Genomic DNA, 23,913 nt, shown 5'->3' with positions numbered 1-23,913 from the left:
CGCGCGGTTACTTCTTCAGACTGTCGCGGATCTCACGCAGCAGAACGATGTCTTCTGGGGTGGCGGCAGGCGCTGGCGGAGGTGCCTCACGCTTGAGGCGGTTGATCTGTTTGACCATCACGAAAATGATGAAAGCCATGATGGTGAAATTCAGGGCCACCGTGATGAAGCTGCCGTAGGCCAGGGTGGGAACACCAGCCGCCTTCAGCGCCGCCAGCGTGGGGGCGGTGCCTTCCGGCACCTTGGCCAGTGGCAGATACAGATTGGTGAAGTCCAGGCTGCCGAAGATGGAGCCCACGACGGGCATGATGATGTCGTCCACCATTGACGTGACGATCTTGCCGAACGCGCCACCGATGATGACACCCACCGCGAGATCGATCACATTGCCCTTGACGGCAAATTCCTTGAATTCCTGCAACATGCCCATGAGGCCCTCCAGAGGTCGGTTGAATAAGTGGTCGGCGGGCCGAGCGGCCGCCGGTGTTCTTGTGTTCGCGAGGCGCAGCCGATTCTCACACAGCGCCCAGCTGCCCGTCTGCATCGTGCCGCCGCACTGCGCCCGGCAAGCCAGGCGCCCGGATACTCCAGTCGAATACCCTGGCAAGGGTGAAAAGACCCTCATCGCTCCAGTACAATGCCGGGTTGTCCCTAGTGTCCCGACCAGTACCTCATTGAAAGATCCCCATGAGTGAAGCAACCGCAGGCGCGTCTGTCGATCGCAGCCGCCGAACCTGGCTGATCACATCCTGCGCCATGGGTGGCGCTGGCGCAGCCGCCGTCGCCGTTCCCTTCGTGAGCACTTTCCAGCCCTCCGAGCGGGCCCGGGCCGCAGGCGCGGCGGTCGAGGTGGACATCTCCCGCATCCAGCCCGGCGAAAAGATCGTTGTCGAGTGGCGGGGCAAGCCCGTGTGGATCCTGCGCCGTACGCCGGAGCAACTGGCTTCGCTCGAAGCCGATGAGGCTGAACTGGCCGACCCGAATTCCGATCGCACGACCTATCCCACGCCGCCCTACGCCAAGAATCGCCACCGCTCGATCAAGCCCGAGTACCTGGTGACCGTCGGTATTTGCACCCACCTCGGGTGTTCGCCCGGCGACAAGCTTACCCCCGGGCCGCAGCCTTCGCTGCCCGACAACTGGAGAGGTGGGTTCCTGTGCGCTTGCCACGGCTCCACGTTCGATGTGGCTGGTCGCGTGTTCAAGAACAAGCCTGCGCCGGACAATCTCGAGGTGCCGCCGCACTACTACCTGTCCGACACCACCCTGCTGGTGGGCGAAGAGAAACCGGCCTGAGCCCCCGGCACTGGCAGACCACGGATCAAGAAGGCACCCCATGGCTGAATTCAAAGAAATTTCCCCTGACGCACCGATCGGTCAGAAAGCCCTGAACTGGATCGACAACCGGTTCCCGCTGTCCAAGCTCTACAAGGAGCATCTTTCCGAGTACTACGCGCCGAAGAACTTCAACTTCTGGTACTTCTTCGGTTCGCTGGCGCTGCTGGTGCTGGTGATCCAGATCGTCACCGGTATCTTCCTGGTGATGCACTACAAGCCGGATGCCGGCATGGCGTTCGCCTCCGTTGAGTACATCATGCGTGACGTGCCATGGGGCTGGCTCATTCGCTACATGCACTCCACCGGTGCCTCGGCCTTCTTCGTTGTGGTCTACCTGCACATGTTCCGTGGCCTGATCTACGGCAGCTACCGCAAGCCGCGAGAACTGGTCTGGGTGTTCGGCTGCGCGATCTTCCTCTGCCTGATGGCCGAGGCCTTCATGGGCTACCTGCTGCCCTGGGGCCAGATGTCCTACTGGGGTGCGCAGGTGATCGTGAACCTGTTTTCCGCCATTCCGTTCGTCGGTCCGGATCTGGCCTTGCTGATCCGTGGCGACTACGTGGTGGGCGACGCCACGCTCAACCGCTTCTTCAGCTTCCACGTGATCGCCGTGCCTCTGGTCCTGCTGGGTCTCGTGGTGGCGCACATCATTGCGCTCCATGAAGTGGGTTCCAACAACCCCGATGGCGTGGAAATCAAGGCCAAGAAGGACGCGTCCGGCAAGCCGCTGGATGGCATTCCCTTCCATCCTTACTACACGGTGCACGACATCCTGGGCGTCTCGGTGTTCCTGATGGCTTTCTCGGCGATCATCTTCTTCGCGCCCGAATTCGGCGGCTATTTCTTGGAGTACAACAACTTCATTCCGGCCGACCCGCTGGTGACCCCGTTGCACATCGCCCCGGTCTGGTACTTCACGCCGTTCTATTCGATGCTGCGCGCCATCACCACCGAGATGATGTATGCGCTGGTTGCGATCGTCGTGATCGCCGCCATCCTGGGCGCCCTTAAAGCCAAGGTGTCCGGGGCCCTCAAGGGGGCCATCGTGGTGGCCGCCGTGGTGCTGGTGGCCATGATGCTGTCCATCGACGCCAAGTTCTGGGGTGTGGTCGCCATGGGTGGTGCCGTCATCATCCTGTTCTTCCTGCCCTGGCTCGACAACAGCCCGGTGAAGTCGATCCGTTACCGGCCGCGCTGGAACCTCTGGCTGTACACGGTGTTCGTCATCAACTTCCTGATCCTGGGCTACCTCGGGGTTCTGCCGCCTTCGCCGATTGGCGAGCGTGTTTCCCAGGTGGGTACGCTGTTCTACTTCGGCTTCTTCCTCCTGATGCCCTGGTGGAGCCGCATCGGCGAATTCAAGCCGGTGCCCGAACGTGTCACGTTCCAGCCCCACTGAAATCCCACAGAGCCAATCGGAGAGTCAAGCAAATGAAAAAAATCCTCGTGGGCTTCATGCTGGCCCTGGGCCTGTCGGGAGCCGCCCTGGCCGCCGGTGGCGGCATTCCGCTGGACAAGGCGCCCAAGCGCACCAACGACATGGCCGCGCTGCAGAACGGCGCGAAGATCTTCGTCAACTACTGCCTGAGCTGTCACTCGGCCGCTTTCATGCGGTTCAACCGCCTGCGCGACATCGGCCTGAACGACAAGCAGATCGCCGAGAACCTGACCTTCACGACCGACAAGATCGGCGACACCATGAAGGCCGCGATCGATCCCAAGCAGGCCAAGCAGTGGTTCGGTGCCAATCCGCCCGATCTCACCTTGATCGCCCGCTCGCGTTCCAGCGGCGCGGGCACGGGTGCAGACTACGTGTACACCCTGCTGCGCACCTACTACCGCGATGACACCAAGCCCACGGGCTGGAACAACCTGGCCTTCCCCAACATCGGCATGCCCAACCCTTTGTGGGAACTGCAGGGCGAGCGCCGCCCCGTCTACGAGACGGTCATGAGCCATGGTCATGAGGTGCACCAGGTCAAGGGTTGGGACGTCGTCAAGCCGGGTACCCTGACCCAGGCCGAGTACGACAACAACGTGGGCGATCTGGTGGCCTACCTGCAATGGATGGCAGAGCCCGCTCAGAACAGCCGTGTGCGCATCGGGGTCTGGGTGCTGCTGTTCCTGGCGGCTTTCACGGTGGTCGCCTGGCGCCTGAATGCGGCGTACTGGAAAGACGTCAAGTAATTGTGCTGGCCGGACCGGCGTGCCCAGCACCGGTTCGCCCGTTCCACAGTGGTTTGCGATGCCCGAAGGGCATGGAAGCAAGCCACTGTTTTTGCTTTAAGGAGACTCCCTCATGATGGTCTTGTATTCGGGTACCACCTGCCCCTATTCGCACCGCTGCCGTTTCGTGCTGTTTGAAAAAGGCATGGATTTCGAGATCCGGGATGTGGACCTCTACAACAAGCCCGATGACATCAGCGTGATGAATCCCTACGGCCAGGTGCCTATCCTGGTCGAGCGCGACCTCATCTTGTACGAATCCAACATCATCAATGAGTACATTGATGAGCGCTTTCCGCACCCCCAATTGATGCCCGGTGATCCCGTGGACCGGGCACGTGTTCGCCTGTTCCTGCTCAATTTCGAGAAGGAGCTTTTCACACACGTTTCCATGCTCGAATCCCGCACCAGCAAGGGTAACGAGAAGGCGTTGGAGAAGGCCCGCTCGCACATCCGCGACCGGCTCACCCAGCTGGCGCCGGTGTTTCTCAAAAACAAGTTCATGCTGGGCGACAACTTCTCCATGCTGGACGTGGCGATCGCGCCCTTGCTGTGGCGCCTGGACTTCTATGGAATCGAGCTGAGCAAGAACGCCGCACCGTTGCTCAAGTACGCAGAGCGCATCTTCTCTCGTCCGGCCTACATCGAAGCGCTGACGCCGTCCGAGAAGGTGATGCGCAAGTAAAAAGCCGAGCCCGATCCCCTTCATGAGCGTGTTCGAAACGGACATTCCCTCCACCCGGCCGTACCTGATCCGGGCGCTGCACGAGTGGTGTGCCGACAATGGGTTTTCACCTTATATCGCGGTGCAGGTCGATGCTTCCGTGCGCGTGCCCATGGAGTTCGTCAAGAATGGTGAGATCGTGCTCAACGTGAGCATGGAGGCCACCAGCGCGCTGCGGCTGGGGAACGACTTCATTGAGTTCAAGGCCCGCTTTGGCGGTGTCGCGCGGGAAATCGTGATTCCGGTGAGCCATGTGATTGCGATCTATGCGCGCGAGAACGGGCAGGGCATGGCTTTTCCCGCTCCGGTTGCGGCGGCTGCAACTTTGCAAGCCAGCCCGGTGGCGGCCGGTGCCGAGGTGGAGGGTGCCTCGGCGGATGACGAGACTGCTGTGCGGAGCAATGGCTTGAGGGCCGTCACCAGCGAGGCACCTGCCGGCCTGGAAGATGACGAGCCGCCCTCCAAGGGGCCGGACCGTCCAGGCGGGCGACCCCAGCTCAAGCGCGTCAAGTAAAATCGCGCGCTCGACGCCGCTTTAGCTCAGTTGGTAGAGCAATCGCCTTGTAAGCGATAGGTCGTCTGTTCGAGTCAGACAAGCGGCACCATGGCCATGCCATGGCCGTCGGGGTGCCGGCAGAGTTCGCTCATCGCCCCGGTGTTTGGACTTTGATGCGGATTGCGTTAACCTGCGCTCCCCTTTCGACCAAGGCCTTCTGCAGCGCCGGCAGCAATTGCCGCAGCTTGGTTGAGGCAGCGGCGCTGGCGACCAGCAGGCACCATTCCCGATCCTGCAGGGGTCCGGGAACCACATGGGGGCGAAGATTGGCGGGAATCAGGTGTTGCACCTGATCCAGGCACCACCGGGATTCCCGGATGCGCTCCCGTAATGCGGAAAGTGTGGGCGCCTCTCCCACGGCCTGCTCCAGGCTGAGCATGGTCGAACGATGGGGGGAGGTGGACATCAGTTGGCGGAGGCCTGGCACGCGCTAGGCTCCTGGAAAGGTGGAAGACGTGCACATCATTATCACGGATGCCTGGTTGGCCAAGAGCCGGGCTTTGCATCTCAGTGGACTCAGGCTCGTAGGGGTTGGCGTGATGGCGTCCGTGTTGTTGATGCTGAGTTCCATCGCCACCTACCATTGGGTGTTCCTGGAAGGCGTGCGCCAAGGCTGGCCAGGTTTTGCGCCGGTGGCGCGTCTGGTTCACCAGGACCAGATCAACACCCAGGATGCCTACATGCGGGCCAACCTGGATGCGATGGCGCGCAAACTGGGCGAAATGCAGGCGCGCATGATGCAGATCGATTCACTGGGAGAGCGCGTGGCGGGGCTGGCAGGACTCAGCGCCACGGAATTCAAGGCACCACCTGGGTCGGGTGGCACGCTGGTCGCTAGCCGAGACCTGAGCATGGACGAGTTGTCGTCCGCGCTGGATCGCATCGATCAGACCACCGGCTCTCGCGTGGACTGGTTGACGGTGGTCGAGTCGCGCCTGTTTGACCAGAAGATCCAGCGCACCATGGTGCCGACTGAACAACCGGTTTCCGGCGTTTCCATCGGTTCGCGTTTCGGATTCCGCATCGATCCCTTCACGGGGCGCTCCGCATTGCACACGGGGCTCGATTTCCCCGCGGACACCGGTACGCCCATACTGGCGGCGGCAGGCGGCGTGGTGGTGGTGCAGGACTACCACCCGGCATACGGCAACATGGTCGAAATCGACCATGGCAACGACCTGATCACCCGTTATGCCCATTCGTCCAAGGTGTTCGTGAAAAAGGGCGACATCGTCAAGCGCGGGCAGAAAATCGCCGAGGTCGGGACCACCGGCCGTTCCACGGGACCGCATTTGCACTTCGAGGTGCTGGTCTCGGGGGTGCCCCAGGATCCGCAGCGCTTCCTGGCGGCCGGAGAAAACGTGGCCGCCCTGCAGAAGGGCCCCGGGCCCGCCAGCCGCAAGCCCTGAGCGGGCTGTGCCCCCGGGTAAAATGCCGGCTTTGCTCTTGATAGCTCCGTACTTGACGGCATATCACGGGTAGTTTCCCGTTGTCCTACCGGGCTCGAAAGAGCCCTCCTCAGTTCAATCGCCTGCCTGGAACTCCAACAGGGTATCCGGTGCGGGCCCGCATGTATGGCCACAAACTTCCTCACCAAAATCTTTGGTAGCCGCAACGACCGTCTGCTCAAGACGTACCGCAAGACGGTCGAGCGGATCAATGCGCTGGAGCCCAAGTTCGAGAAGCTGGCCGACGACGAGTTGCGGGGGCAGACGGATGCTTTCAAGCAGCGGCTGGCACAGGGCGAGACGCTGGAGGCCATTCTGCCGGAGGCCTTTGCCGTGGTGCGCGAGGCCAGCAAGCGTGTCATGAAGATGCGCCACTTCGACGTGCAACTGGTGGGGGGACTCGCGCTGCACCAGGGCAAGGTCGCCGAAATGCGCACCGGCGAAGGCAAGACCCTGACCGCCACGCTGCCCGTGTACCTGAATGCGCTCACCGGCCATGGCGTGCATGTGGTGACGGTCAACGATTACCTGGCCAGTCGTGACGCGCAGTGGATGGGGCGTCTTTACAACTTCCTGGGCCTGACGGTGGGGGTCAACCTGCCCATGTCCTCGCGCGAGGAGAAGCAGGCGGCGTACCGCTCCGACATCACCTATGGCACCAACAACGAGTACGGGTTCGACTACCTGCGCGACAACATGGTGTACGAGGCGGCGGACCGCGTGCAGCGCGGCCTGAACTACGCCATCGTCGATGAGGTGGACTCGATCCTGATCGATGAGGCGCGCACACCGCTCATCATCAGCGGACAGGCCGAAGACCAGACCCAGGTCTATATCGCGATCAAACAACTCGTGCCGCATTTGGTGCGCCAAGAAGGCGAAGCCGACCCGCGGACTGGCGAGGGCGTGATCAAACCGGGCGATTTCACCGTCGACGAAAAGGCGCACTCGATCCACCTTACCGAGCAGGGGCATGAGAACGCTGAACGCCTTCTCAGTCAGGCCGGTCTGCTGCCTGAGGGGGCTTCACTCTACGACCCGGCCAACATCGCGTTGCTGCACCACTTGGTGACCTCGCTCAAGGCGCATCACCTCTATCACCGCGACCAGCACTATGTGAACCAGGGGGGCGAGATCGTCATCGTGGACGAATTCACCGGCCGCCTCATGGCGGGCCGTCGCTGGAGCGATGGCCTGCACCAGGCGGTGGAGGCCAAGGAAGGCGTTGCCATCCAGCCGGAGAACCAGACCCTGGCGTCCATCACCTTCCAGAACTATTTCCGTCTCTACAGCAAGCTCTCCGGCATGACCGGTACCGCCGATACCGAGGCCTACGAGTTCCAGGAGATCTATGGCCTGGAGACGGTGGTGATTCCGCCGAACCGCCCCAGCAAGCGTGTTGACCAACTCGACCGCGTCTACAAGACCACCCGGGAAAAATACGTCGCTGCCATCGAGGACATCCGGGAATGCCACGAGCGCGGGCAACCCGTGCTGGTGGGTACGTCGTCGATCGAAAACTCCGAGATCATCGCCAACCTGTTGCAGGCCGAGAAGCTGCCGCACCAGGTGCTCAACGCCAAGCAGCACGCACGCGAGGCAGACATCATTGTCCAGGCAGGGCGTCCGGGCGCCATCACCATCGCCACCAACATGGCGGGTCGCGGGACCGACATCGTGCTGGGTGGCAACCTGGAGAAGATGGTGGAGGCCGTGCATGCCGATCCAGCGCTTGACGACGCTGCCAAGGCCGCGAGCGTGGCTCAGTTGCGCGAGCAATGGGAGCAGGACCACGAAAAGGTCAAGGCCTTGGGTGGATTGCGGATCATCGCCACTGAGCGGCACGAGTCCCGCCGCATCGACAACCAGTTGCGTGGCCGCTCCGGCCGGCAGGGCGACCCCGGTTCTTCGCGTTTCTACCTGAGCCTGGACGATTCGCTGATGCGGATCTTTGCCGGTGACCGGGTGCGTGCCATCATGGACCGCCTGAAGATGCCCGAGGGCGAGGCCATCGAGGCCGGCATCGTGACGCGCAGTATCGAGAGTGCGCAGCGCAAGGTGGAGGCGCGCAACTTCGACATCCGCAAACAGTTGCTGGAGTACGACGACGTGTCGAACGACCAGCGCAAGGTGATCTACCAGCAGCGCAATGACATTCTGGATGCGACCTCCTTGCGTGCCCAGATCGACTCGCTGCGCGATGGCTGTTTCACCGATCTGGTGCACCAGTACGTGCCCGAGGAGAGTGTGGAGGAACAATGGGACCTCCCGACGCTGGAACGTGTGCTGCGCGAGGAGTGGATGGTGGACGCTCCTGTGACCGCGTGGGTGTCCCAGGCCGAAGCCATCGATGTCCAGGAGATCGTGGAGCGCGTGCTGGCGGCCGCCAAAGCCGCGTTCGACGCCAAGGTGCAACTGGTGGGTGAGGAAAACTTCACCCAGTTCGAGCGCGTCGTGCTGCTGCAGAACATTGACAGCCAGTGGCGCGAGCACCTTTCGGCGCTGGACTATCTTCGCCAGGGTATCCACCTCCGCGGCTATGCGCAGAAGCAGCCCAAGCAGGAATACAAACGTGAGGCGTTCGCGCTGTTCGGACAGTTGCTCGACAGCGTGAAGAACGACGTCACCCGCATCCTGATGAATGTGCGCGTGCAATCTGCCGAACAGGTGGCCGAGGCAGCCGAGCAGATGGAGGAGCGCGCGGAGCAGATCGGCAACGTGACCTACACCGCGCCCACCGAGACCGGCGAAGCCCAAAGCGTCTCCGCTTCGGCTCCGGGCGCTGGCGCAGACGCGGTGCCTCGCGTTGGTCGCAACGACCCCTGCCCCTGTGGCAGTGGCAAGAAGTACAAGCACTGCCACGGCAAGCTGGACTGAGCAGCGCCCCGAGGTCCCCTGCCGGGTACGTTGAAGGCGGCGTGCAGCCCAACCCGGCTCCCCCGAATATTCCACGGAGTTCCCATGCCGGTTCTACTTGAAACCCCCAAGGCTTCGGATCTGCTGCCTATCGCAGGCGTGCGCATCGGCGTGGCGCAGGCCGGCATCCGCAAGGCCGATCGCAAGGATCTGACGGTCTTTCTGCTGGACGATGGCTGCGCGGTCGGTGCTGTATTCACGCGCAACCGCTACGCCGCTGCACCGGTGCAGGTGTGCCGCGACCACCTGGCTTCAGGGCAAGCCATTCGGGCCATGGTGATCAACACCGGCAATGCGAATGCCGGTACCGGGGAGCCCGGCTTGGCCGCTGCGCGCCAGACCTGCCACGCGCTGGCGCGCTCGCTGGGACTGCACCACGAACAGGTGCTTCCCTTCTCGACCGGGGTGATCATGGAGCCCTTGCCGCTGGATCGGCTGCTGGCCGGTCTGCCCAAGGCCTTGTCGGATGCGGCGTTGCCGCAGAACGATCATGGGGACCACTGGCTGTCCGCAGCGCAGGGCATCATGACCACGGACACCTTGCCCAAAGCTTGCAGCGTGCGTTTCGACATCGAAGGGCACGCCGTACGCGCTACGGGCATTGCCAAGGGGGCAGGCATGATTCGCCCGAACATGGCGACCATGCTGGGCTTCCTTGCCACCGATGCCCATGTCGATCCCGCGCTGATGGCCGCGCTCGCGCGTCGCCTGGCCGATGCTTCGTTCAACCGGGTGACGGTGGATGGCGATACCAGCACCAATGACTCGTTTGTGGTGGTGGCCACGGGCCGTGCCGGCCATGCGCCCATCACCGATCTGGACAGCGCGGCCGGGCAGGCATTGCTGGCGGCGCTGGTGCCGCTGGCCCGTCAGCTTGCCCACGCCATCGTGCGCGATGGAGAGGGTGCGACCAAGTTCATCACTGTTCAGGTCGAGGGAGGCCGCGATGCCGGCGAATGCCTCAAGGCGGCGTATGCGGTGGCGCATTCGCCTCTGGTAAAAACGGCCTTCTTTGCCAGCGATCCCAACCTCGGTCGCATTCTCGCGGCGGTGGGTTACGCGGGGATCGACGATCTGGATGTGAGCGGGATCGACCTGCATCTGGGCGAGGTCCACGTGGTGACGTCCGGAGGGCGGCACCCCGACTACCGTGAAGAAGACGGACAGCGCGTGATGAAGCAGGCCGAGATCCTGGTGCGCATCGGACTGGGGCGGGGCCAGGCGAGCGAAACGGTCTGGACCTGCGACTTCAGCCACGACTACGTGACCATCAACGCCGACTACCGGTCTTGACATGAACGAACACTTCGAGCGCCTGCTGCAGCGAGCCGAGCAACTCATCGCCCGCATCGAGGCGGTGCTGCCCCAGGCATTGAGCGAGCCCGACTGGTCGCAGGCGGTTGCTTGGCGTTATCGCAAGCGCAGCAGTGGCCATGGTGTGCTGGAGCCCGTGCGGCATGTGGGCGCCATGCGCCTCGGCGACCTCAAGGAAGTTGATGGCCAGAAGGACAAGATCCGGCGCAATACGGAGCAGTTTGTGAAAGGTCTGCCGGCCAACAATGTGTTGCTGACCGGTGCGCGTGGCACAGGCAAGTCCTCCCTGGTGCGGGCCTGCCTCAATGAATACGCGCCGGCGGGGTTGCGCCTGATCGAAGTGGACAAGGCCGATCTGGTGGATCTTCCCGACATCGTCGAGGTGGTGGCTCAGCGCCCGGAGCGCTTCATCGTCTTTTGTGACGATCTCAGCTTTGAGGATGGAGAGCCAGGTTACAAGGCGCTCAAGTCCATTCTGGACGGCTCTGTGTCGGCCGCGAGCCCGAACGTGTTGATCTACGCCACCAGCAACCGGCGCCACCTGCTGCCGGAGTACATGAAGGAAAACCTGACCTACACCCATACGCCCGAAGGCGAGGTGCATCCGGGTGAAGTGGTAGAGGAGAAGATCTCGCTCTCCGAGCGCTTTGGGCTTTGGGTCAGTTTTTACCCATTCAGCCAGGACGAATACCTCACCATCGTGGCGCAATGGCTGTCGTCTCTGGGCGTAGGGCCAGCGGAGATTGACGCTGCCCGGCCGCAGGCCCTGGTCTGGGCGCTGGAACGGGGATCGCGCAGTGGCCGCGTGGCCTATCAGTTTGCCCGGGACTACGCCGGATCCCACGCGACCGGCGCATGAGCGGCGGCGCTGCGCTGGTGGTTGATGGCGAGCGCGACCGCGCAGGCGATCCTGCCCAACGCCCCGTTGTCGATGTCGCGGTCGGGATCCTGATCGATGCGCAAGGCGCGTTTCTGCTGACTTCGCGCCCGCCGGGCAAGGTGTACGCGGGTTACTGGGAGTTCCCAGGTGGCAAGCTGGAGGCTGGCGAGACGGTGGAGCAGGCCTTGCGCCGCGAACTCCAGGAGGAAATCGGCGTGACCATCGGTACGGCGCACGCCTGGAAGGATTCGCTCGTCGACTACCCCCATGCGCTCGTCCGCCTGCATTTCTGCAAGGTCTACGACTGGCAGGGTGAACTGCAGATGCGCGAAGGCCAGCAGTTTGGTTGGGAGCACCTGCCGGTTCAGCGTGCCCCGGTGCTGCCCGGAACGGTACCCGTGCTGGAGTGGCTGGCCGCGGAACGGGAGGACTGACAGGGAGTCAGCTCTGCTCGAACCCTGGGTCGCTCTGGCCTTCCTTTTCGGGCAGCTTGAAGCTCTCGCTAGCCCAGGCGCCCAGGTCGATCTGCCGGCAACGCTCGCCGCAGAAGGGCCTGAAGCGGTTGTCTGGCGCGTACACGCTGGCGCCACCGCAGGTGGGGCAACGCACGGTTTTCACGTCTTCATCCGGCACACGGCGAGGCGCCATCACGGCCTCACGCACACAGGGTGAGTTCGAAGGCGGCGTCTTCCTGCGCGGGATGAAGCCGGTCGTCTTCCCCATGGCGCATCAGGCGCACCGACAGCATCAACCGGTTGCCGCTGATCTCGGGGATGAGCCCCAGGGCGGGGTCTATGCGCAACTGCAGCAGTTGGAACGTCCGCCCTTGCGGAAGATTGAGCTGAAACTGGCCACCCGGCGCCACCACTTTCTGGGCAGACCCCGAGTCGCGCAGCATCTTGAGCAGCAGCACGATGGCTTCGGCCAGCGGCGATAGCGGCAGCGTCCACCGGTGCAGATCGGCTTGCCGGGTCTCAACGCTCTGGTGTTGCCAGTGGTAGTAGGCAGGGAGGTCAAATTCGCAGGTACCACCGGGTATGCCGATGCGACTGCGGATGCTCATCAGCCAGTCGTTCTCGGTCAGGGACTGGCCCGTCTTGCCCGCGAGCTGGCTGAGCTGGGAAAAACAGTCATCCAACTGGCGTATGACACCATCCAGAACCTCCTCGGCAATCATGGGGTTGCCTCGGTAGGCCGTGAGCTGCTGCTTCTGGCGGTCGATGTCCTTGAGCACATCCGATTTCATGTCCGCACGGGCTGCGACGTCCATGATCTCGAAGATGGTCTGCAGCGCGTAGTGGTGATCCAGCGGGTGGCTGCGGGGCACCAGTTCCACCAGACGCCTGAACAGCTGTTCGAGCCGCAGGTAGGTGCGGATGCGTTCGTTGAAGGGGTAGTCGTAGAGGATCACGGCGGCGATGGATCGCTGGGCTGGGCGGCGGGGGAAGTCTTCATCATAGCCCGAACCGGTTCGCCAGAGACCTGGCGATGGTCTGCAGAGCCGTGAGATCGTCCAGCTCGTTGTAGACCACGAGGTCGGCGGCCTTCAGGCGCCGCAGGCGCGGGCTCTGGTTGCGCATCACGGCTTCGATGGTCTCCACGCTCCAGCCACTGCGTTGTTGCACGCGCCGTATCTGTGTCTCGGGCGTGCAATCGACCACCAACACACGGTCCAGTTGATGTCGCCAATGCGGCGACTCCACAAGCAATGGAACGTCGAACACGACGCATCGGGATGCGCTGGCCGCGACCAGGCGCCGGATCTCGGTGCTGACCAAGGGGTGAACGATGGCCTCGAGTTGCTTGCGCGCGGGTGGGTGGGCGAACACGTGCTCGCGCATGCGTTGCCGGTCCAGCGCCCCGTCGCTGGTGATGAAGCCGGCGCCAAAAGCCTCTTTGATGGCCGCGATGGCGGCACCGCCAGCAGCCGTGCTGTCTCGTGAAATGGCATCGGCGTCGATCAGGTCGGCACCGCTTGCCTGCAACAGGCGGGCCAAGGTGCTTTTGCCGCTGCCGATGCCACCCGTTACGCCGAGTCGCAGAGACGCAGGGGCGTTGGATGGCATGCTCACAGGCCGACAGCGGCCAGCATGGCCGAGGGACCGAATACCAGGGTAGTGAGACCGGCCAGGGCCAGGAAAGGGCCGAAAGGGACATAGCCGCCCTCGCGCAGGCGGCCAGCCAACTTGATCCCGATGCCCACTGCCGCGCCGAGAACCGAAGCCATGAGAATGACGGGGATCAAGGCCTGCCAGCCGAACCAGGCCCCCAAGGCTGCAAACAGCTTGAAGTCACCGTAGCCCATGCCTTCTTTGCCAGTGAGCAGCTTGAAGCCCCAGTACACCAGCCACAGCGCAAGGTAACCCGCTACGGCACCCCAGAGCGCGTCTCGCAGTGAAACGCCCGTGAGACCCAGCGCTGCGCCACACAGGCCTGCCCATACGAGTGGCAGTGTGATGTCGTCTGGCAGCAGGGTGGTGTCCCAGTCGATGAAAGCCAGGGCCAGCAGCGCGGCCGAAAAACCGGACCATGCCAGTGCGCTCCATCCCAAGCCCCATGCCCAGCCGCACCACGCAAACAAGGCCGCCGTGACCAGTTCGATCGCAGGGTAGCGCGCACTGATGGGCGTGGCGCACTGGCTGCAACGGCCGCGCAATGCCAGGTAGCTGAGCACCGGGATGTTCTCGTACCAGCGGATCTGGTGCCCGCAATGTGGACAGCGGGAGCGGGGCACCATCAGGTTGTAGGGCTCGGTTGGCGCTGCGTGGGGATGCGCATCACCAGAAGGAGAATGCAGTTCCGCGCAATCGGCAGCCCAGCGGGCCTCCATCATGCGCGGAAGGCGGTGGATGACCACATTCAGGAAGCTGCCCACCAGCAGGCCCAGAAGACCCAGCAGCGCCGCCGCCGGCGCGCCCAGCACGGGCATCAAACCACCTGGCCCAGCTTGAAGATGGGCAGGTACATGGAGACCACGATGCCGCCGATGACCGTGCCCAGCACCACGATGATGATCGGCTCCATCAGGCTGGAGATGCCGGCCACCATGTCATCCACTTCGGCCTCATAGAAGTCCGCAGCCTTGCCCAGCATATGGTCGATGGAGCCGGACTCTTCGCCGATGGCGCACATCTGGAGCACCATGGATGGGAAGATGTTCGCATTGGTCATCGCATTGGTCAGGCTCGTGCCGGTGGAGACCTCCTGCTGGATTTTCTCCGTGGCGATCGCGTACAGCGAGTTACCCGATGCACCGCCGACCGAATCCAGCGCTTCGACCAGGGGAACGCCGGCAGCAAACATGGTGGACAGCGTGCGGGTCCAGCGGGCGACCACGGACTTTTCGATCAGCGGTCCGAAGATGGGGAGCTTGAGCAGCAGGCGATCCATGAAGCGCTGCACCTTCTCGTTGCGTTTCCAGGCTTGCAGGAAGAAATAGATGCCGCCGCCCAGACCGCCAAAGATGAGCCACCAGTACTCGGTGAAGAACTCGCTCATGGCGATCACGAACAGTGTGGGGCCCGGCAGGTCGGCACCGAACGAGGTGAACACCTGCTTGAACGAAGGAATCACGAAGATCATGATCACGGCGACCACCACGAAGGCGACGATGATCACCGCGATCGGGTACATCAGCGCCGACTTGATCTTGGACTTCAGCGCCTCCGTCTTCTCCATGTAGGTGGCCAGCCGATCCAACAGATCCTCCAGGATACCGGCCGCTTCGCCGGCTTCCACCAGGTTGCAGTACAGGCTGTCGAAGTACAGAGGGTGCTTGCGGAACGCTGCGCTGAGTGAGGTGCCTGTCTCGACATCGGTACGGATGTCGTTGAGCAGCTTGGTCACGCTGGGATTGGGGTTGCCGCGGCCGACGATGTCAAATGCCTGCAGCAGCGGAACGCCCGCCTTCATCATGGTGGCGAGCTGGCGCGTGAAGATTGCAATGTCCTTGGGCTTGATCCGCTTGCCCGAACTCATGCGGCGCTTCTTGATCTTGCCCGGCACGATGCCCTGGCGCCGCAGCGCAGCGAGCACCTGGTTTTCGCCGGCAGCCCGCGTCTCGCCCCGCACCGTCTTGCCGTTGCGGTCCTTGCCTTCCCATTCGAAGACGATGTCCTTGACGCTCTTGGATACTGCGGTTGCCATGTGGTCCTCTAGGGCTTGTGTGCGACAGGCGTCACTCGTTGGTCACGCTGAGCACTTCTTCCAGCGAAGTCATGCCCTGCTTGACCTTGAGCAATCCCGACTCGCGCAAGGTGCGGACGCCTTCCTTGCTGGCTTGCTGAGCGATGTCCAGTGCGCTGCCGCCGCGCAGGATGATGCGCTGGATTTCTTCGCTGATGGGCATGACCTGATAGATGCCGACACGGCCCTTGTAGCCGTTGTTGCAAGCCGAGCAACCGACGGGTTTGTAAGGGGTCCAGGTGCCATCGAGCTCCTCGGCCTGGTAGCCCGCATCCAGCAAAGCCTTGCGTGGCACGTCCAGCGGCGCCTTGCAATTGCTGCACAGGCGTCGGGCCAGTCGTTGCGCGGTGATCAGGATCACGCTGGAGGCGATGTTGAACGTGGGGATCCCCATGTTCATCATCCGGGTGAGTGTGGTCGGCGCGTCGTTGGTGTGCAATGTAGACAGCACCAGGTGACCGGTCTGCGCGGCCTTGATCGAAATGTCAGCCGTCTCAAGGTCGCGGATTTCGCCCACCATGATGACGTCAGGATCCTGACGCAGGAAAGCCTTGAGCGCCGCTGCAAAGGTCAGGCCCGCTTTCTCGTTCACGTTCACCTGGTTGACGCCGGGCAGGTTGATTTCCGACGGATCTTCCGCCGTGGAAATGTTGACACCCGGCTTGTTCAGGATATTCAGGCAGGTGTAGAGCGAGACGGTCTTGCCCGAGCCGGTGGGGCCGGTGACCAGCACCATGCCGTACGGGCGGCTGACGGCGTGCAGCAGCCTTTCCTTCTCCTCGGGTTCGTAGCCCAGTGCATCAATGCCCAGCTTCGCACTGCTCGGATCGAGAATACGGATCACGATCTTCTCGCCGAACAAGGTGGGCAGGGTACTGACGCGGAAGTCGATCACCCGGTCGGGGCCGATCTTGAGCTTCATACGCCCATCCTGCGGAACCCGCTTCTCGGAGATGTCCATGCGGGAGATCACCTTGATGCGCGAAGCCAGCTTGTCCTTGATGGCGATCGGGGGGGCAGAGATCTCGCGCAGTTCCCCATCGATGCGGAAACGGACGCGGTAGTTGTGCTCGTACGGCTCGAAGTGCAAATCGGACGCGCGCATGTTGAATGCGTCGATCAGCATCTTGTGCAGGAACTTGACCACCGGTGCGTCATCGACTTCAGACGCCTTGTCTGTCACGTCGCTCACCGCAGCGTCCGTGGCCACCTCATCGAACTCGAACTCGCCGCCGATGATGTTGTCGATGGTCTCGTTGACGCTGGTGGTCTGTGCCTCCACCAGCTTGCTGAGCTTGTCGTACTCGGCGATGACCCAGTCCACACCCATCTGGGTCGCGAACTTGATTTTTTCGGCCGCCTGCTGATCCGCCGGGTCGGCCGTGGCCACCATCAGGCGGTTGTTGCGTTTGCTCAGAACGACGATGCGGTAGTCGGCGCAGATCTTGGCGTCGAGCAGGCCTGCCGGCAGGCGCTGCACATCAATCGCGTCCAGATCCAGCAAAGGGGCTGCGAAGGCCACCGACATGGTATGCGCCAGATCCGACGCCGACACGGCGCCCGACCCCGTGAGCTCGGCGATAAAGCTGGTGCGTCCGCTCTGCGCTTTGCGGTAAAGATCTTCTGCAGCCTTCTGGCCCAGCTTGCCCGCGGACACAAGCGCGCGTCCAAGGCCTGGCAAGGCCATGGACGGGGTATCCTGGACGACGGATTCGACAGACGCCATAAGCCCGTAATCTATCGTAAATCAAGGACTTGGCCGTCTCAATTGAGGCGACTTGTGCCGAAATTGCGGCTTCTGCCGCATTCGGCGTTGTATCAAGGTCGCGCCGGAAAGAGCCGGTTGCCGTCGAGGTGCTGTATCGAACCGTCCATCCCGGACCGGGCGTTGCAGCAAGGAAATTGGTCGGGGTGAGAGGATTCGAACCTCCGGCCTCTACGTCCCGAATCCGGCCCTCTGGCTTCAGGAGCCTCTCGAGGGGTGAGGGCGTCCTAGAAGAATCAACAGCTTAGCACGCTCTTTCCAAGTTTTTCCATCCGTTTCCACCCCCTTCAAAACGGTTCCGCTGCCGCAGATTTGCCGCAGATTTCGCGGCCGTTGGTGGCCGCGACTGGCCGTCAAGGATGGGGGCTTGACAGAGCCGTTTCCGGGGCGGTTTGCACCACCGTTTCAGCGTGGTTGAAGAGGGCTCCAGACGCCCCTGTTCGGTTAGTCTAGCAACATGCCTCGCGCTCCCTCACAGCTGCAAAAGTGCGCCGACGTTGGTGCGTCGGACCGGCCAGGCGTTGCCCCTGAAGCGTCGGCGCAGGACCTGCTCGGCGCGGCGGCAGAAGCCCCGCTTGGAGACCTCCCAGGAGCGCTTGAAGGCTTCGGTGTCGCAGCGCTCGTCCGGAGCATGAGTGAGATGGAAGTTCGGACCTTGGTCGACGCGGTGCACGCGTCTGGGTTCGTGCAAACCTTGCGGGACGCCACTCAGGTCCTTGCGACGGTCGAGGGGGCCGTTTCCCGAGTTAGCTAGCGTCAGACACCGGTCGCCAGCGACACCGTCCATATGCTCTCTGACTGTCGAGACCCCTCCGGCCACGCAAGTCTAGGTCTGGTGAGCTTGGCTGCCAACAGCGTGTAGAGGTAATTCGCAGCGACCGAGTACCCCCTCTACGCGGTTCTGACGAGCATTCAACGTGCCTGGTTTCTGAATTCCACGGTCCTGCGAAGCCTATACTTGAGTCCGTGTGCCTCTCTTTTCGGCCCTTACTGCTGATTGCGCTCATGCTCTGGCAGAGCATGGCGTGGCTGACGCCCTTCGCTATTGAGGCCAGGGGTGAGCAGATTGCGCACATGACGGTCCACCAACAGGACCGTGACCACCATCACCACGACGACGCTTCGCTGCACCTGTCATCCGACGCAGACAGCGGTCCACATTTCCATGCCGATGACGGGTTCCAGCCTTCGGCGCTGGATGCGTTGACGTCGACCATGGCATTCGACGCCCCGTCGGATGCGGCGCCAATGGCCCGCGATGTCTGGCCTCCCACCGTCTTCCTTGACGGATTGCTGCGCCCGCCCAGCGCCCGCGCCTGACACCGGGTACGGACCCGGATAGCGGCACGAGCCGCCTACCTCAGTACATCCCGCTTGTTCGCCTGCGCGCAGCGCAGGCCACCGCTTTGCCCGCGTGCGAAGCGGTCAACCCCTATCCGAAATCAACATGCACATCACTCATCCAAAGCGCCTGCTGGTGCTGTTGCTGGGGCTCCTGCCCATACTGGCCGCAGCCCATGGCATCTCACCCGAGGACCAGCAGCGCATGCTCGAAGCTGGCTACCTTCACTACGTCGAACTCGGTGCGCGGCACATGCTTACCGGTTACGACCACCTGCTGTTCCTGTTCGGCGTGGTGTTCTTCCTCACCACGTTCCGCGACGTGGCGAAGTTCGTCACGGTGTTCACCATCGGGCACTGCATCACCCTCATCTTTGCCACGTACTTCAAAATCACCTGGAACTACTACCTGGTCGACGCCATCATCGCGCTGAGCGTGATGTACAAGGCCTTCGACAACAACGGCGGCTTTCAGAAGCACTTCTCGATGGCATCGCCCAACCTGTTGGGGGCCGTCTTCATCTTCGGGTTGTTGCACGGCTTTGGCCTGTCGACGCGCCTGCAGCAACTGCCGCTGGGCGATGACCCGGTGGCCATGCTCTGGCGCATCCTCAGCTTCAACGTGGGCGTGGAGGTGGGTCAGATAGCGGCGTTGACGGTCATGGTGGGTGCCCTCGCCCTGTGGCGCCACCGGCCTTCGTTCAAGCGGTTCAGCTACGCGGCCAACCTGGCGCTGTTCTACGGGGGCGTGTACCTGCTGTTCACCCAACTTCACGGGTACCAGCACGACGCCCACCCCGACAGCTTCCGTTTCCCGGCCGCCGAGCACCGCCACGCCCATGAAGACATGGACGTGGAGAACACCGAAGACAAGAGCCGAAGCGGCATCTGAACCCCCTCATTCACTCAAACGTACCAACGGAGTCCCCTCATGAAATCCATTCTTCTCTCTGTCGCCCTCCTGGCTTTGCCTGCTTTCAGCCCTGTGGCCCTGGCCGATGTAGGCGGCAGCTGCCACTTCCACGGCAAGAAGCCCGCCACCGAAGCCGTCGTGACCGACTGCGCCAACCAGCGGCGCGCCGCCCTGGTCAAGAGCGGCAAGCTCGAGAGCTCCTGGCAGGCAGCCAAACTCGAGAAGCTCGAGCTGGTCGACGGCAAAAAGGGCAAGGAGTGGAAGGTCGCCTTCAGCAACCCGGCCGCCACCGACAAGTCGAAGCAGACGCTCTACATCTTCTTCTCGCACCCTGGCAACTTCATCGCGGCCAACTTCACCGGTCAGTAAGCCATGGCGCGCCGGTTGAGCAACCCGGTGCTCATGGGCGGTCTGCTGGCACTGCTGGCGGCCGCCCTTTTCGGGCTCAGCACACCCTTCGTCCAGTGGTGGGGGAAGGGGCTTGGCGCGTTCACCACCGCCGGCTTGCTGTATGCGGGTGCGGCGCTGGCGGCGCTCTTCATGCGGCGCCCGCCCGAGCGCGAGGCCCGCCTGCAGCGCAGCGATGCTGGCCGACTGCTGGCCATGGCCTTCTTTGGCGCAGTGGCGGGGCCCGTGGCGCTCGCGTGGGGGCTGCAGAACACAAGCGGCGCGTCGGCCTCCTTGATGCTCACGCTCGAGGCAGTGTTCACCGCGCTGCTGGCCTGGCGCCTCTACGGCGAAACGGTCGACCGCCGGGTGGTGTTCGCCATGCTGTCGCTGCTGGCGGGTGGCGTTCTGCTGGCACTGGACCAGGGGCTGCAAGGTGATGCGCAGCTGCTGGGCCTGCTCGCCGTGCTGCTGGCCACGGCTGCATGGGGCGTGGACAACACGCTCTCGCGCGGCGTGGCTGACCGAGACCCCGGGCAGGTCGTGCTGGTCAAGGCCACGCTTGGGGCACTGGCCACCTTCACCTTGGCGTGGCTGCTGTCGGAGTCCGTGCCCGCCTGGAGCGCTGCCATGGCGCTTCTGGCTGTTGGTGCCACCGGCTACGGCCTCAGCTTGCGCTTTTACTTGCTGGCCCAACGCCGCTTTGGCGCTGCCCGCACCGGCTCGGTGTTCGCGTTTGCGCCCTTCATCGGCGCGGCGGGGGCCTTCGCGCTGGGTGAGCGCGGAGGCGGTTCGCTCTTATGGCTTGGCGGTGCGCTGATGTTGGCCGGCGTCGTGCTCCATCTGGCTGAATCCCACGAGCACGAGCATGTTCACGAAGAGCTGGACCATGAACACGCCCACACACACGATGATGGTCATCACGACCACCACCATGATGTGTTTCCCGCAGGTCCGCACAGCCATGCGCACAGGCATTCAGCGGTGGTTCATCGGCACCCGCACGTACCAGACCTGCATCACCTACATCGGCACTGAACCCGGGAAAGGCTTCATCGCCTCCCAACGCATCGATTGGTTGAGCGACGGTCCCTGGTGGAGTTTTCTTATCACAGGGGGGTAATCTCGTCTTTTTCTTGTCATGACACAAGCCAGAAGATAAGATTAAGGTCTTTTCTTGTCAAATGACAAGATTGACAAGGTTCGCTGCCACATGACAACTCCCTCACTGTCGCCCCGCCATGAGGAGCTGCTCCGCCGAGTCCTGGCAGCGGGGGAGCCGGTTGCGCCAAGTGCGCTGGAGCACGCTCTCCAGGTCTCCCGGCCCACCATCAACCGGGACTTGCGGGACCTTCTGGCCGCTGGCTTTCTGGAGAAGCGCGGGGACGGCCGCTCGACCCGCTACCTGGCGACCGCAGCGGCCGAGGCAGTGCTGCGCGCTTTGCCCGCTGGCGCCCAAACGCAGGCCGGGTCTGGGGTGCTGCAATGGTCGGCGGCTGCACAGCCCCTAGTCGAGGCGCTGCGCGCACCCTTGGGCACCCGCGCCCCCGTGGGCTACGACAGCGGGTTCGTGAACAGCTACATCCCGAACCAGTCCAGCTTGCTGCCGCCGCAATTGGCCACAGACTTGTACGACGCCGGCCGCAGCCAAGACCAGCAACCTGCAGGAACCTACGCGCGCGAAGTGCTCGAGCAGCTGCTCATCGACCTGTCGTGGTCGTCGTCGCGCCTCGAGGGCAACAACAAGAGCCTGCTGGACACCAAGGAACTCTTCGAGCTCGGCCAACAGGGCGGCCCACTCGACGAGGACACCCTGATGCTGCTCAATCACAAGAGCGCCATCGAGTTCATGGTCGATGCGGTACCGACAGAGGGCATCACCGTGCCCGTCATCGTCGACCTGCAGGCCAAGCTGATGCGGGACCTTCTGCGCGACTCGCGCGACATCGGCAGCATCCGTCGGCGCGTGGTGAACATCGACGGCTCGGTCTACACCCCCAGCAGCATTCCCACGCTCCTTGAGGAGACGCTGAACGCCATCGTCGACAAGGTGCGGAACATCCGCAATCCCGTTGAGGCGGCCTTCTTCCTGTGGGTCAATCTGGCCTACCTGCAGCCCTTCGCGGACGGCAACAAGCGCACGAGTCGTCTAAGCGCCAACATGCCGCTCATGCTCTACAACTGCGCACCACTGTCATTCTTGGACGTGGAGCGCTCGGACTACGCGACCGCCATGCTCGGTGTCTACGAGCAGCGCAACGTGGCTGCGGCGGTGGACTTGTTCGAGTTCATCTACCGCCGCTCGATTCAGAAGTACAGCGTGCTGCGCGCGTCTCTGTCAGCGCCCGACCCGATTCGGACCAAGTACCGGCAGGCCCTGAACGAGCTGATGCAGTTCGTGGTCTTCCATGGCCGAACGCTGGAGGCCGCGTTTGCCGATGTGCACGTCGATGCCGCTGACAGCGCGGCGCTGCGCCTCATCGCGAACACCGAGCTCGACCAGCTGGAGCAGTACAACTGCGCCCGCTACAACCTCGCACGAGGCATGACGCAGCGATGGATAGATGCGGGGCGGCGTCGTTGATGGGCCTGGCATTTGGACCCGCTGCTTGAGCCGTAACGCTCCTACGCCCACCTCGTCCGGGGAGGACCGGGGCATCAGGCATTGAAGGCGCAGGAGCCGCAGCAGCGCGTGACTATCGAGAACGGGCGAGCCTGGCTAGTATGTGCAGATGGCCAGTACCAAACTCCCAAACGAGAAGGCCCCACCGGCCAGCAAGCCAAAGGCGGGCGGGCTTTCGGTCGGCTCCACCGGCTTGCTGCCGGCCGCACCGCTGCGAGCTGTTGAGGCGATGATGCGCGAGCGTTTGGCGAAAGGGGTGGTGGAGGAGCCGGATGGCGGCGACCGCATCTCATTCGCCGGCACGAAGATGGAGGTGGCCGCTCCTTGGACTGTCAGCCCGTCGAGGGAGCAGCTCTTGAAGGTCGCGGCAGCTCCTGGTCCCTTCCCGGAGCCACGGGACAAAGACCTGTAGAGCCTGCGAATGGGTACGGACCTCAAAAAGCCGAGTGCTCACGGTCAGCCCGCGACCGTGGGCGACGACGGACTTTCCTTGCACGCAGAGCTGAGAGCGCTCGCTGAAAAGCCAGGGTTTTGTCCCGATGAACTGGCGTACATGCTCGCACGTGACGAGGTGAGCGACGAGGCACTGGTCGCGCGCATGAACGCCGCGCCTGACATGGGCGGTGCCACGCTCGTGGAACTCAGCAGGTTCCTTGCCAGGCGGGCGCAGCGCCATGGGAGGTAGCGGAAGCAACCCAACTTGATGGGGTGCCTCGCACTCGCAACGAGCTCAGCCTTCTACCAATGGCAGCCCAAACTCCTCGTATGTGTCCTCATCGCAGCCGGCCTTTTCCATAAAGCTCCGTGCTTCCTGAGCAGTGATGACCTGCAGGCCCTTGCCGCTGCTGCTGCAGTTCCCGTCGTGCTTGGCCCACATCGAACGAGGTCCGCCCTGACCGGCAAGAAAGAACGCGCCTTTGGGGGTTCGGTAAAGCCCAGTCTCATGCCAATCGAAGTTGGACTTCCAGCCGTGGCTGATTTCGCAGACGAGGTCGGCGGTCTCGGTGTTGTAGATACGACCGTTGATGATTGCTTTCACTGAATCTCCTGGTAGGTTGAGCGGTGAAGTGCCGCTCAACAAATAGACAGGCGTTTTATCCCCGTCACCTCAGACGCGTCCAAGTCGAAGAAGATGCGGCAGAGTTCCGTTGTGGAATCCCGGGAACCGACGCGGTCTGCGTCCGACTGCGAGGCGGGAGGATGTCGTGCGTCTTCCTGCGGGAAGGCCCGCCGCATGTGGCGGTACCGTTTTCTGAACTAAGTGACGGATAAAAGAGCTGACTACTCAAAACATCAC

General features: G+C 63.0%; 27 protein-coding genes and 1 tRNA gene. 18 read left to right on the top strand and 10 right to left on the bottom strand.

Annotation, left to right across the window (positions count from 1 at the left end):
• Positions 1-7 precede the first annotated feature (7 nt).
• Positions 8-430, bottom strand: a complete 423-nt coding sequence (mscL, locus tag KIT53_RS14895) for a large conductance mechanosensitive channel protein MscL (protein ID WP_297753909.1) — start codon at positions 428-430, stop codon at positions 8-10.
• Between the two features lie 257 nt (positions 431-687).
• Here mscL and petA point away from each other — a divergent pair, with 257 nt between their 5' ends.
• The 6 genes from petA (at position 688) to KIT53_RS14865 (ending at position 4,893) form a co-directional block, all read left to right on the top strand.
• Complete coding sequence (gene petA, locus KIT53_RS14890; RefSeq protein WP_297753908.1) at positions 688-1,296, top strand: ubiquinol-cytochrome c reductase iron-sulfur subunit; 609 nt, start codon at positions 688-690, stop codon at positions 1,294-1,296.
• Between the two features lie 40 nt (positions 1,297-1,336).
• A complete protein-coding gene (locus KIT53_RS14885; protein ID WP_297753906.1) occupies positions 1,337-2,737 on the top strand; it encodes a cytochrome bc complex cytochrome b subunit in 1,401 nt (466 codons plus the stop codon).
• 32 nt (positions 2,738-2,769) lie between these two features.
• Complete coding sequence (locus KIT53_RS14880) at positions 2,770-3,525, top strand: cytochrome c1 (protein WP_297753903.1); 756 nt, start codon at positions 2,770-2,772, stop codon at positions 3,523-3,525.
• A gap of 112 nt (positions 3,526-3,637) precedes the next feature.
• Positions 3,638-4,249, top strand: a complete 612-nt coding sequence (locus tag KIT53_RS14875; RefSeq protein WP_297753900.1) for a glutathione S-transferase N-terminal domain-containing protein — start codon at positions 3,638-3,640, stop codon at positions 4,247-4,249.
• 22 nt (positions 4,250-4,271) lie between these two features.
• On the top strand, positions 4,272-4,802 hold the full coding sequence (locus KIT53_RS14870; protein ID WP_297753897.1) for a ClpXP protease specificity-enhancing factor: 531 nt from the start codon (positions 4,272-4,274) through the stop codon (positions 4,800-4,802).
• 15 nt (positions 4,803-4,817) lie between these two features.
• Positions 4,818-4,893 (top strand) — tRNA-Thr (locus KIT53_RS14865).
• 39 nt (positions 4,894-4,932) lie between these two features.
• Here the strand turns inward: KIT53_RS14865 and KIT53_RS14860 are convergent.
• A complete protein-coding gene (locus KIT53_RS14860; protein ID WP_297753894.1) occupies positions 4,933-5,223 on the bottom strand; it encodes a DciA family protein in 291 nt (96 codons plus the stop codon).
• A gap of 76 nt (positions 5,224-5,299) precedes the next feature.
• Here KIT53_RS14860 and KIT53_RS14855 point away from each other — a divergent pair, with 76 nt between their 5' ends.
• From KIT53_RS14855 to KIT53_RS14835, 5 genes are all read left to right on the top strand, one after another.
• Positions 5,300-6,253: a M23 family metallopeptidase gene (locus KIT53_RS14855; RefSeq protein ID WP_297753891.1), complete on the top strand. Its 954-nt coding sequence runs from the start codon at positions 5,300-5,302 to the stop codon at positions 6,251-6,253.
• Positions 6,254-6,418: 165 nt separating this feature from the next.
• Positions 6,419-9,169, top strand: coding sequence for a preprotein translocase subunit SecA (gene secA, locus KIT53_RS14850; protein ID WP_297753888.1), 2,751 nt, complete (start codon positions 6,419-6,421; stop codon positions 9,167-9,169).
• Positions 9,170-9,253: 84 nt separating this feature from the next.
• Positions 9,254-10,501 carry a bifunctional glutamate N-acetyltransferase/amino-acid acetyltransferase ArgJ gene (argJ, locus tag KIT53_RS14845; RefSeq protein WP_297753885.1) on the top strand — a complete coding sequence of 416 codons (1,248 nt, stop codon included), beginning with the start codon at positions 9,254-9,256 and terminating at the stop codon, positions 10,499-10,501.
• A gap of 1 nt (position 10,502) precedes the next feature.
• Entirely contained in the window at positions 10,503-11,381 is an 879-nt protein-coding gene (locus KIT53_RS14840) for an ATP-binding protein (protein WP_297753882.1), read from the top strand.
• Positions 11,378-11,836, top strand: coding sequence for an NUDIX domain-containing protein (locus tag KIT53_RS14835; RefSeq protein ID WP_297753879.1), 459 nt, complete (start codon positions 11,378-11,380; stop codon positions 11,834-11,836). Before KIT53_RS14840 ends, KIT53_RS14835 begins: the two co-directional genes overlap by 4 nt.
• Positions 11,837-11,843: 7 nt before the next feature.
• Here the strand turns inward: KIT53_RS14835 and KIT53_RS14830 are convergent, their stop codons facing one another.
• The 7 genes from KIT53_RS14830 to KIT53_RS14800 all read right to left on the bottom strand — a co-directional run bounded on the left by KIT53_RS14830 (position 11,844) and on the right by KIT53_RS14800 (position 18,025).
• The gene (locus KIT53_RS14830) at positions 11,844-12,050 is read right to left on the bottom strand and encodes a DNA gyrase inhibitor YacG (protein WP_297753876.1); all 207 of its coding nucleotides are present in this window, start codon (positions 12,048-12,050) and stop codon (positions 11,844-11,846) included.
• Between the two features lie 7 nt (positions 12,051-12,057).
• On the bottom strand, positions 12,058-12,813 hold the full coding sequence (zapD, locus tag KIT53_RS14825; protein WP_297753874.1) for a cell division protein ZapD: 756 nt from the start codon (positions 12,811-12,813) through the stop codon (positions 12,058-12,060).
• A 43-nt stretch (positions 12,814-12,856) separates the two neighbouring features.
• Positions 12,857-13,468 carry a dephospho-CoA kinase gene (coaE, locus tag KIT53_RS14820; RefSeq protein WP_297753871.1) on the bottom strand — a complete coding sequence of 204 codons (612 nt, stop codon included), beginning with the start codon at positions 13,466-13,468 and terminating at the stop codon, positions 12,857-12,859.
• A 2-nt stretch (positions 13,469-13,470) separates the two neighbouring features.
• The gene (locus KIT53_RS14815) at positions 13,471-14,331 is read right to left on the bottom strand and encodes an A24 family peptidase (RefSeq protein WP_297753868.1); all 861 of its coding nucleotides are present in this window, start codon (positions 14,329-14,331) and stop codon (positions 13,471-13,473) included.
• Positions 14,331-15,548, bottom strand: a complete 1,218-nt coding sequence (locus tag KIT53_RS14810; protein WP_297753865.1) for a type II secretion system F family protein — start codon at positions 15,546-15,548, stop codon at positions 14,331-14,333. Before KIT53_RS14810 ends, KIT53_RS14815 begins: the two co-directional genes overlap by 1 nt.
• A 31-nt stretch (positions 15,549-15,579) precedes the next feature.
• Positions 15,580-17,313 carry a type IV-A pilus assembly ATPase PilB gene (gene pilB, locus KIT53_RS14805; protein WP_297753862.1) on the bottom strand — a complete coding sequence of 578 codons (1,734 nt, stop codon included), beginning with the start codon at positions 17,311-17,313 and terminating at the stop codon, positions 15,580-15,582.
• A 511-nt stretch (positions 17,314-17,824) separates the two neighbouring features.
• Positions 17,825-18,025: a hypothetical protein gene (locus tag KIT53_RS14800; protein ID WP_297753859.1), complete on the bottom strand. Its 201-nt coding sequence runs from the start codon at positions 18,023-18,025 to the stop codon at positions 17,825-17,827.
• Positions 18,026-18,357: 332 nt separating this feature from the next.
• On the opposite strand from KIT53_RS14800, the gene KIT53_RS14795 reads away from it, so the two are divergent.
• The 7 genes from KIT53_RS14795 (at position 18,358) to KIT53_RS14765 (ending at position 23,301) form a co-directional block, all read left to right on the top strand.
• Complete coding sequence (locus tag KIT53_RS14795; RefSeq protein WP_297753857.1) at positions 18,358-18,672, top strand: hypothetical protein; 315 nt, start codon at positions 18,358-18,360, stop codon at positions 18,670-18,672.
• A gap of 127 nt (positions 18,673-18,799) precedes the next feature.
• A complete protein-coding gene (locus KIT53_RS14790; protein WP_297753855.1) occupies positions 18,800-19,585 on the top strand; it encodes a HupE/UreJ family protein in 786 nt (261 codons plus the stop codon).
• 39 nt (positions 19,586-19,624) lie between these two features.
• Positions 19,625-19,975 carry a DUF6488 family protein gene (locus tag KIT53_RS14785; RefSeq protein WP_297753852.1) on the top strand — a complete coding sequence of 117 codons (351 nt, stop codon included), beginning with the start codon at positions 19,625-19,627 and terminating at the stop codon, positions 19,973-19,975.
• Between the two features lie 3 nt (positions 19,976-19,978).
• The gene (locus KIT53_RS14780) at positions 19,979-21,031 is read left to right on the top strand and encodes a DMT family transporter (protein ID WP_297753849.1); all 1,053 of its coding nucleotides are present in this window, start codon (positions 19,979-19,981) and stop codon (positions 21,029-21,031) included.
• Positions 21,032-21,335: 304 nt separating this feature from the next.
• A complete protein-coding gene (locus tag KIT53_RS14775) occupies positions 21,336-22,577 on the top strand; it encodes a Fic family protein (protein WP_297753847.1) in 1,242 nt (413 codons plus the stop codon).
• Positions 22,578-22,725: 148 nt separating this feature from the next.
• Positions 22,726-23,028: a hypothetical protein gene (locus KIT53_RS14770; protein WP_297753844.1), complete on the top strand. Its 303-nt coding sequence runs from the start codon at positions 22,726-22,728 to the stop codon at positions 23,026-23,028.
• A gap of 141 nt (positions 23,029-23,169) precedes the next feature.
• Positions 23,170-23,301 carry a hypothetical protein gene (locus KIT53_RS14765; protein ID WP_297753841.1) on the top strand — a complete coding sequence of 44 codons (132 nt, stop codon included), beginning with the start codon at positions 23,170-23,172 and terminating at the stop codon, positions 23,299-23,301.
• Between the two features lie 45 nt (positions 23,302-23,346).
• Here the strand turns inward: KIT53_RS14765 and KIT53_RS14760 are convergent, their stop codons facing one another.
• The gene (locus KIT53_RS14760) at positions 23,347-23,655 is read right to left on the bottom strand and encodes a hypothetical protein (protein ID WP_297753839.1); all 309 of its coding nucleotides are present in this window, start codon (positions 23,653-23,655) and stop codon (positions 23,347-23,349) included.
• Positions 23,656-23,913 lie beyond the last annotated feature (258 nt).

It is taken from the genome of Hydrogenophaga sp., assembly GCF_026125785.1.
Lineage (GTDB): Bacteria > Pseudomonadota > Gammaproteobacteria > Burkholderiales > Burkholderiaceae_C > Hydrogenophaga.
The sequence above is the reverse complement of the archived record's forward strand: the minus strand, read 5'-3'. Positions and strand labels throughout refer to the sequence as shown.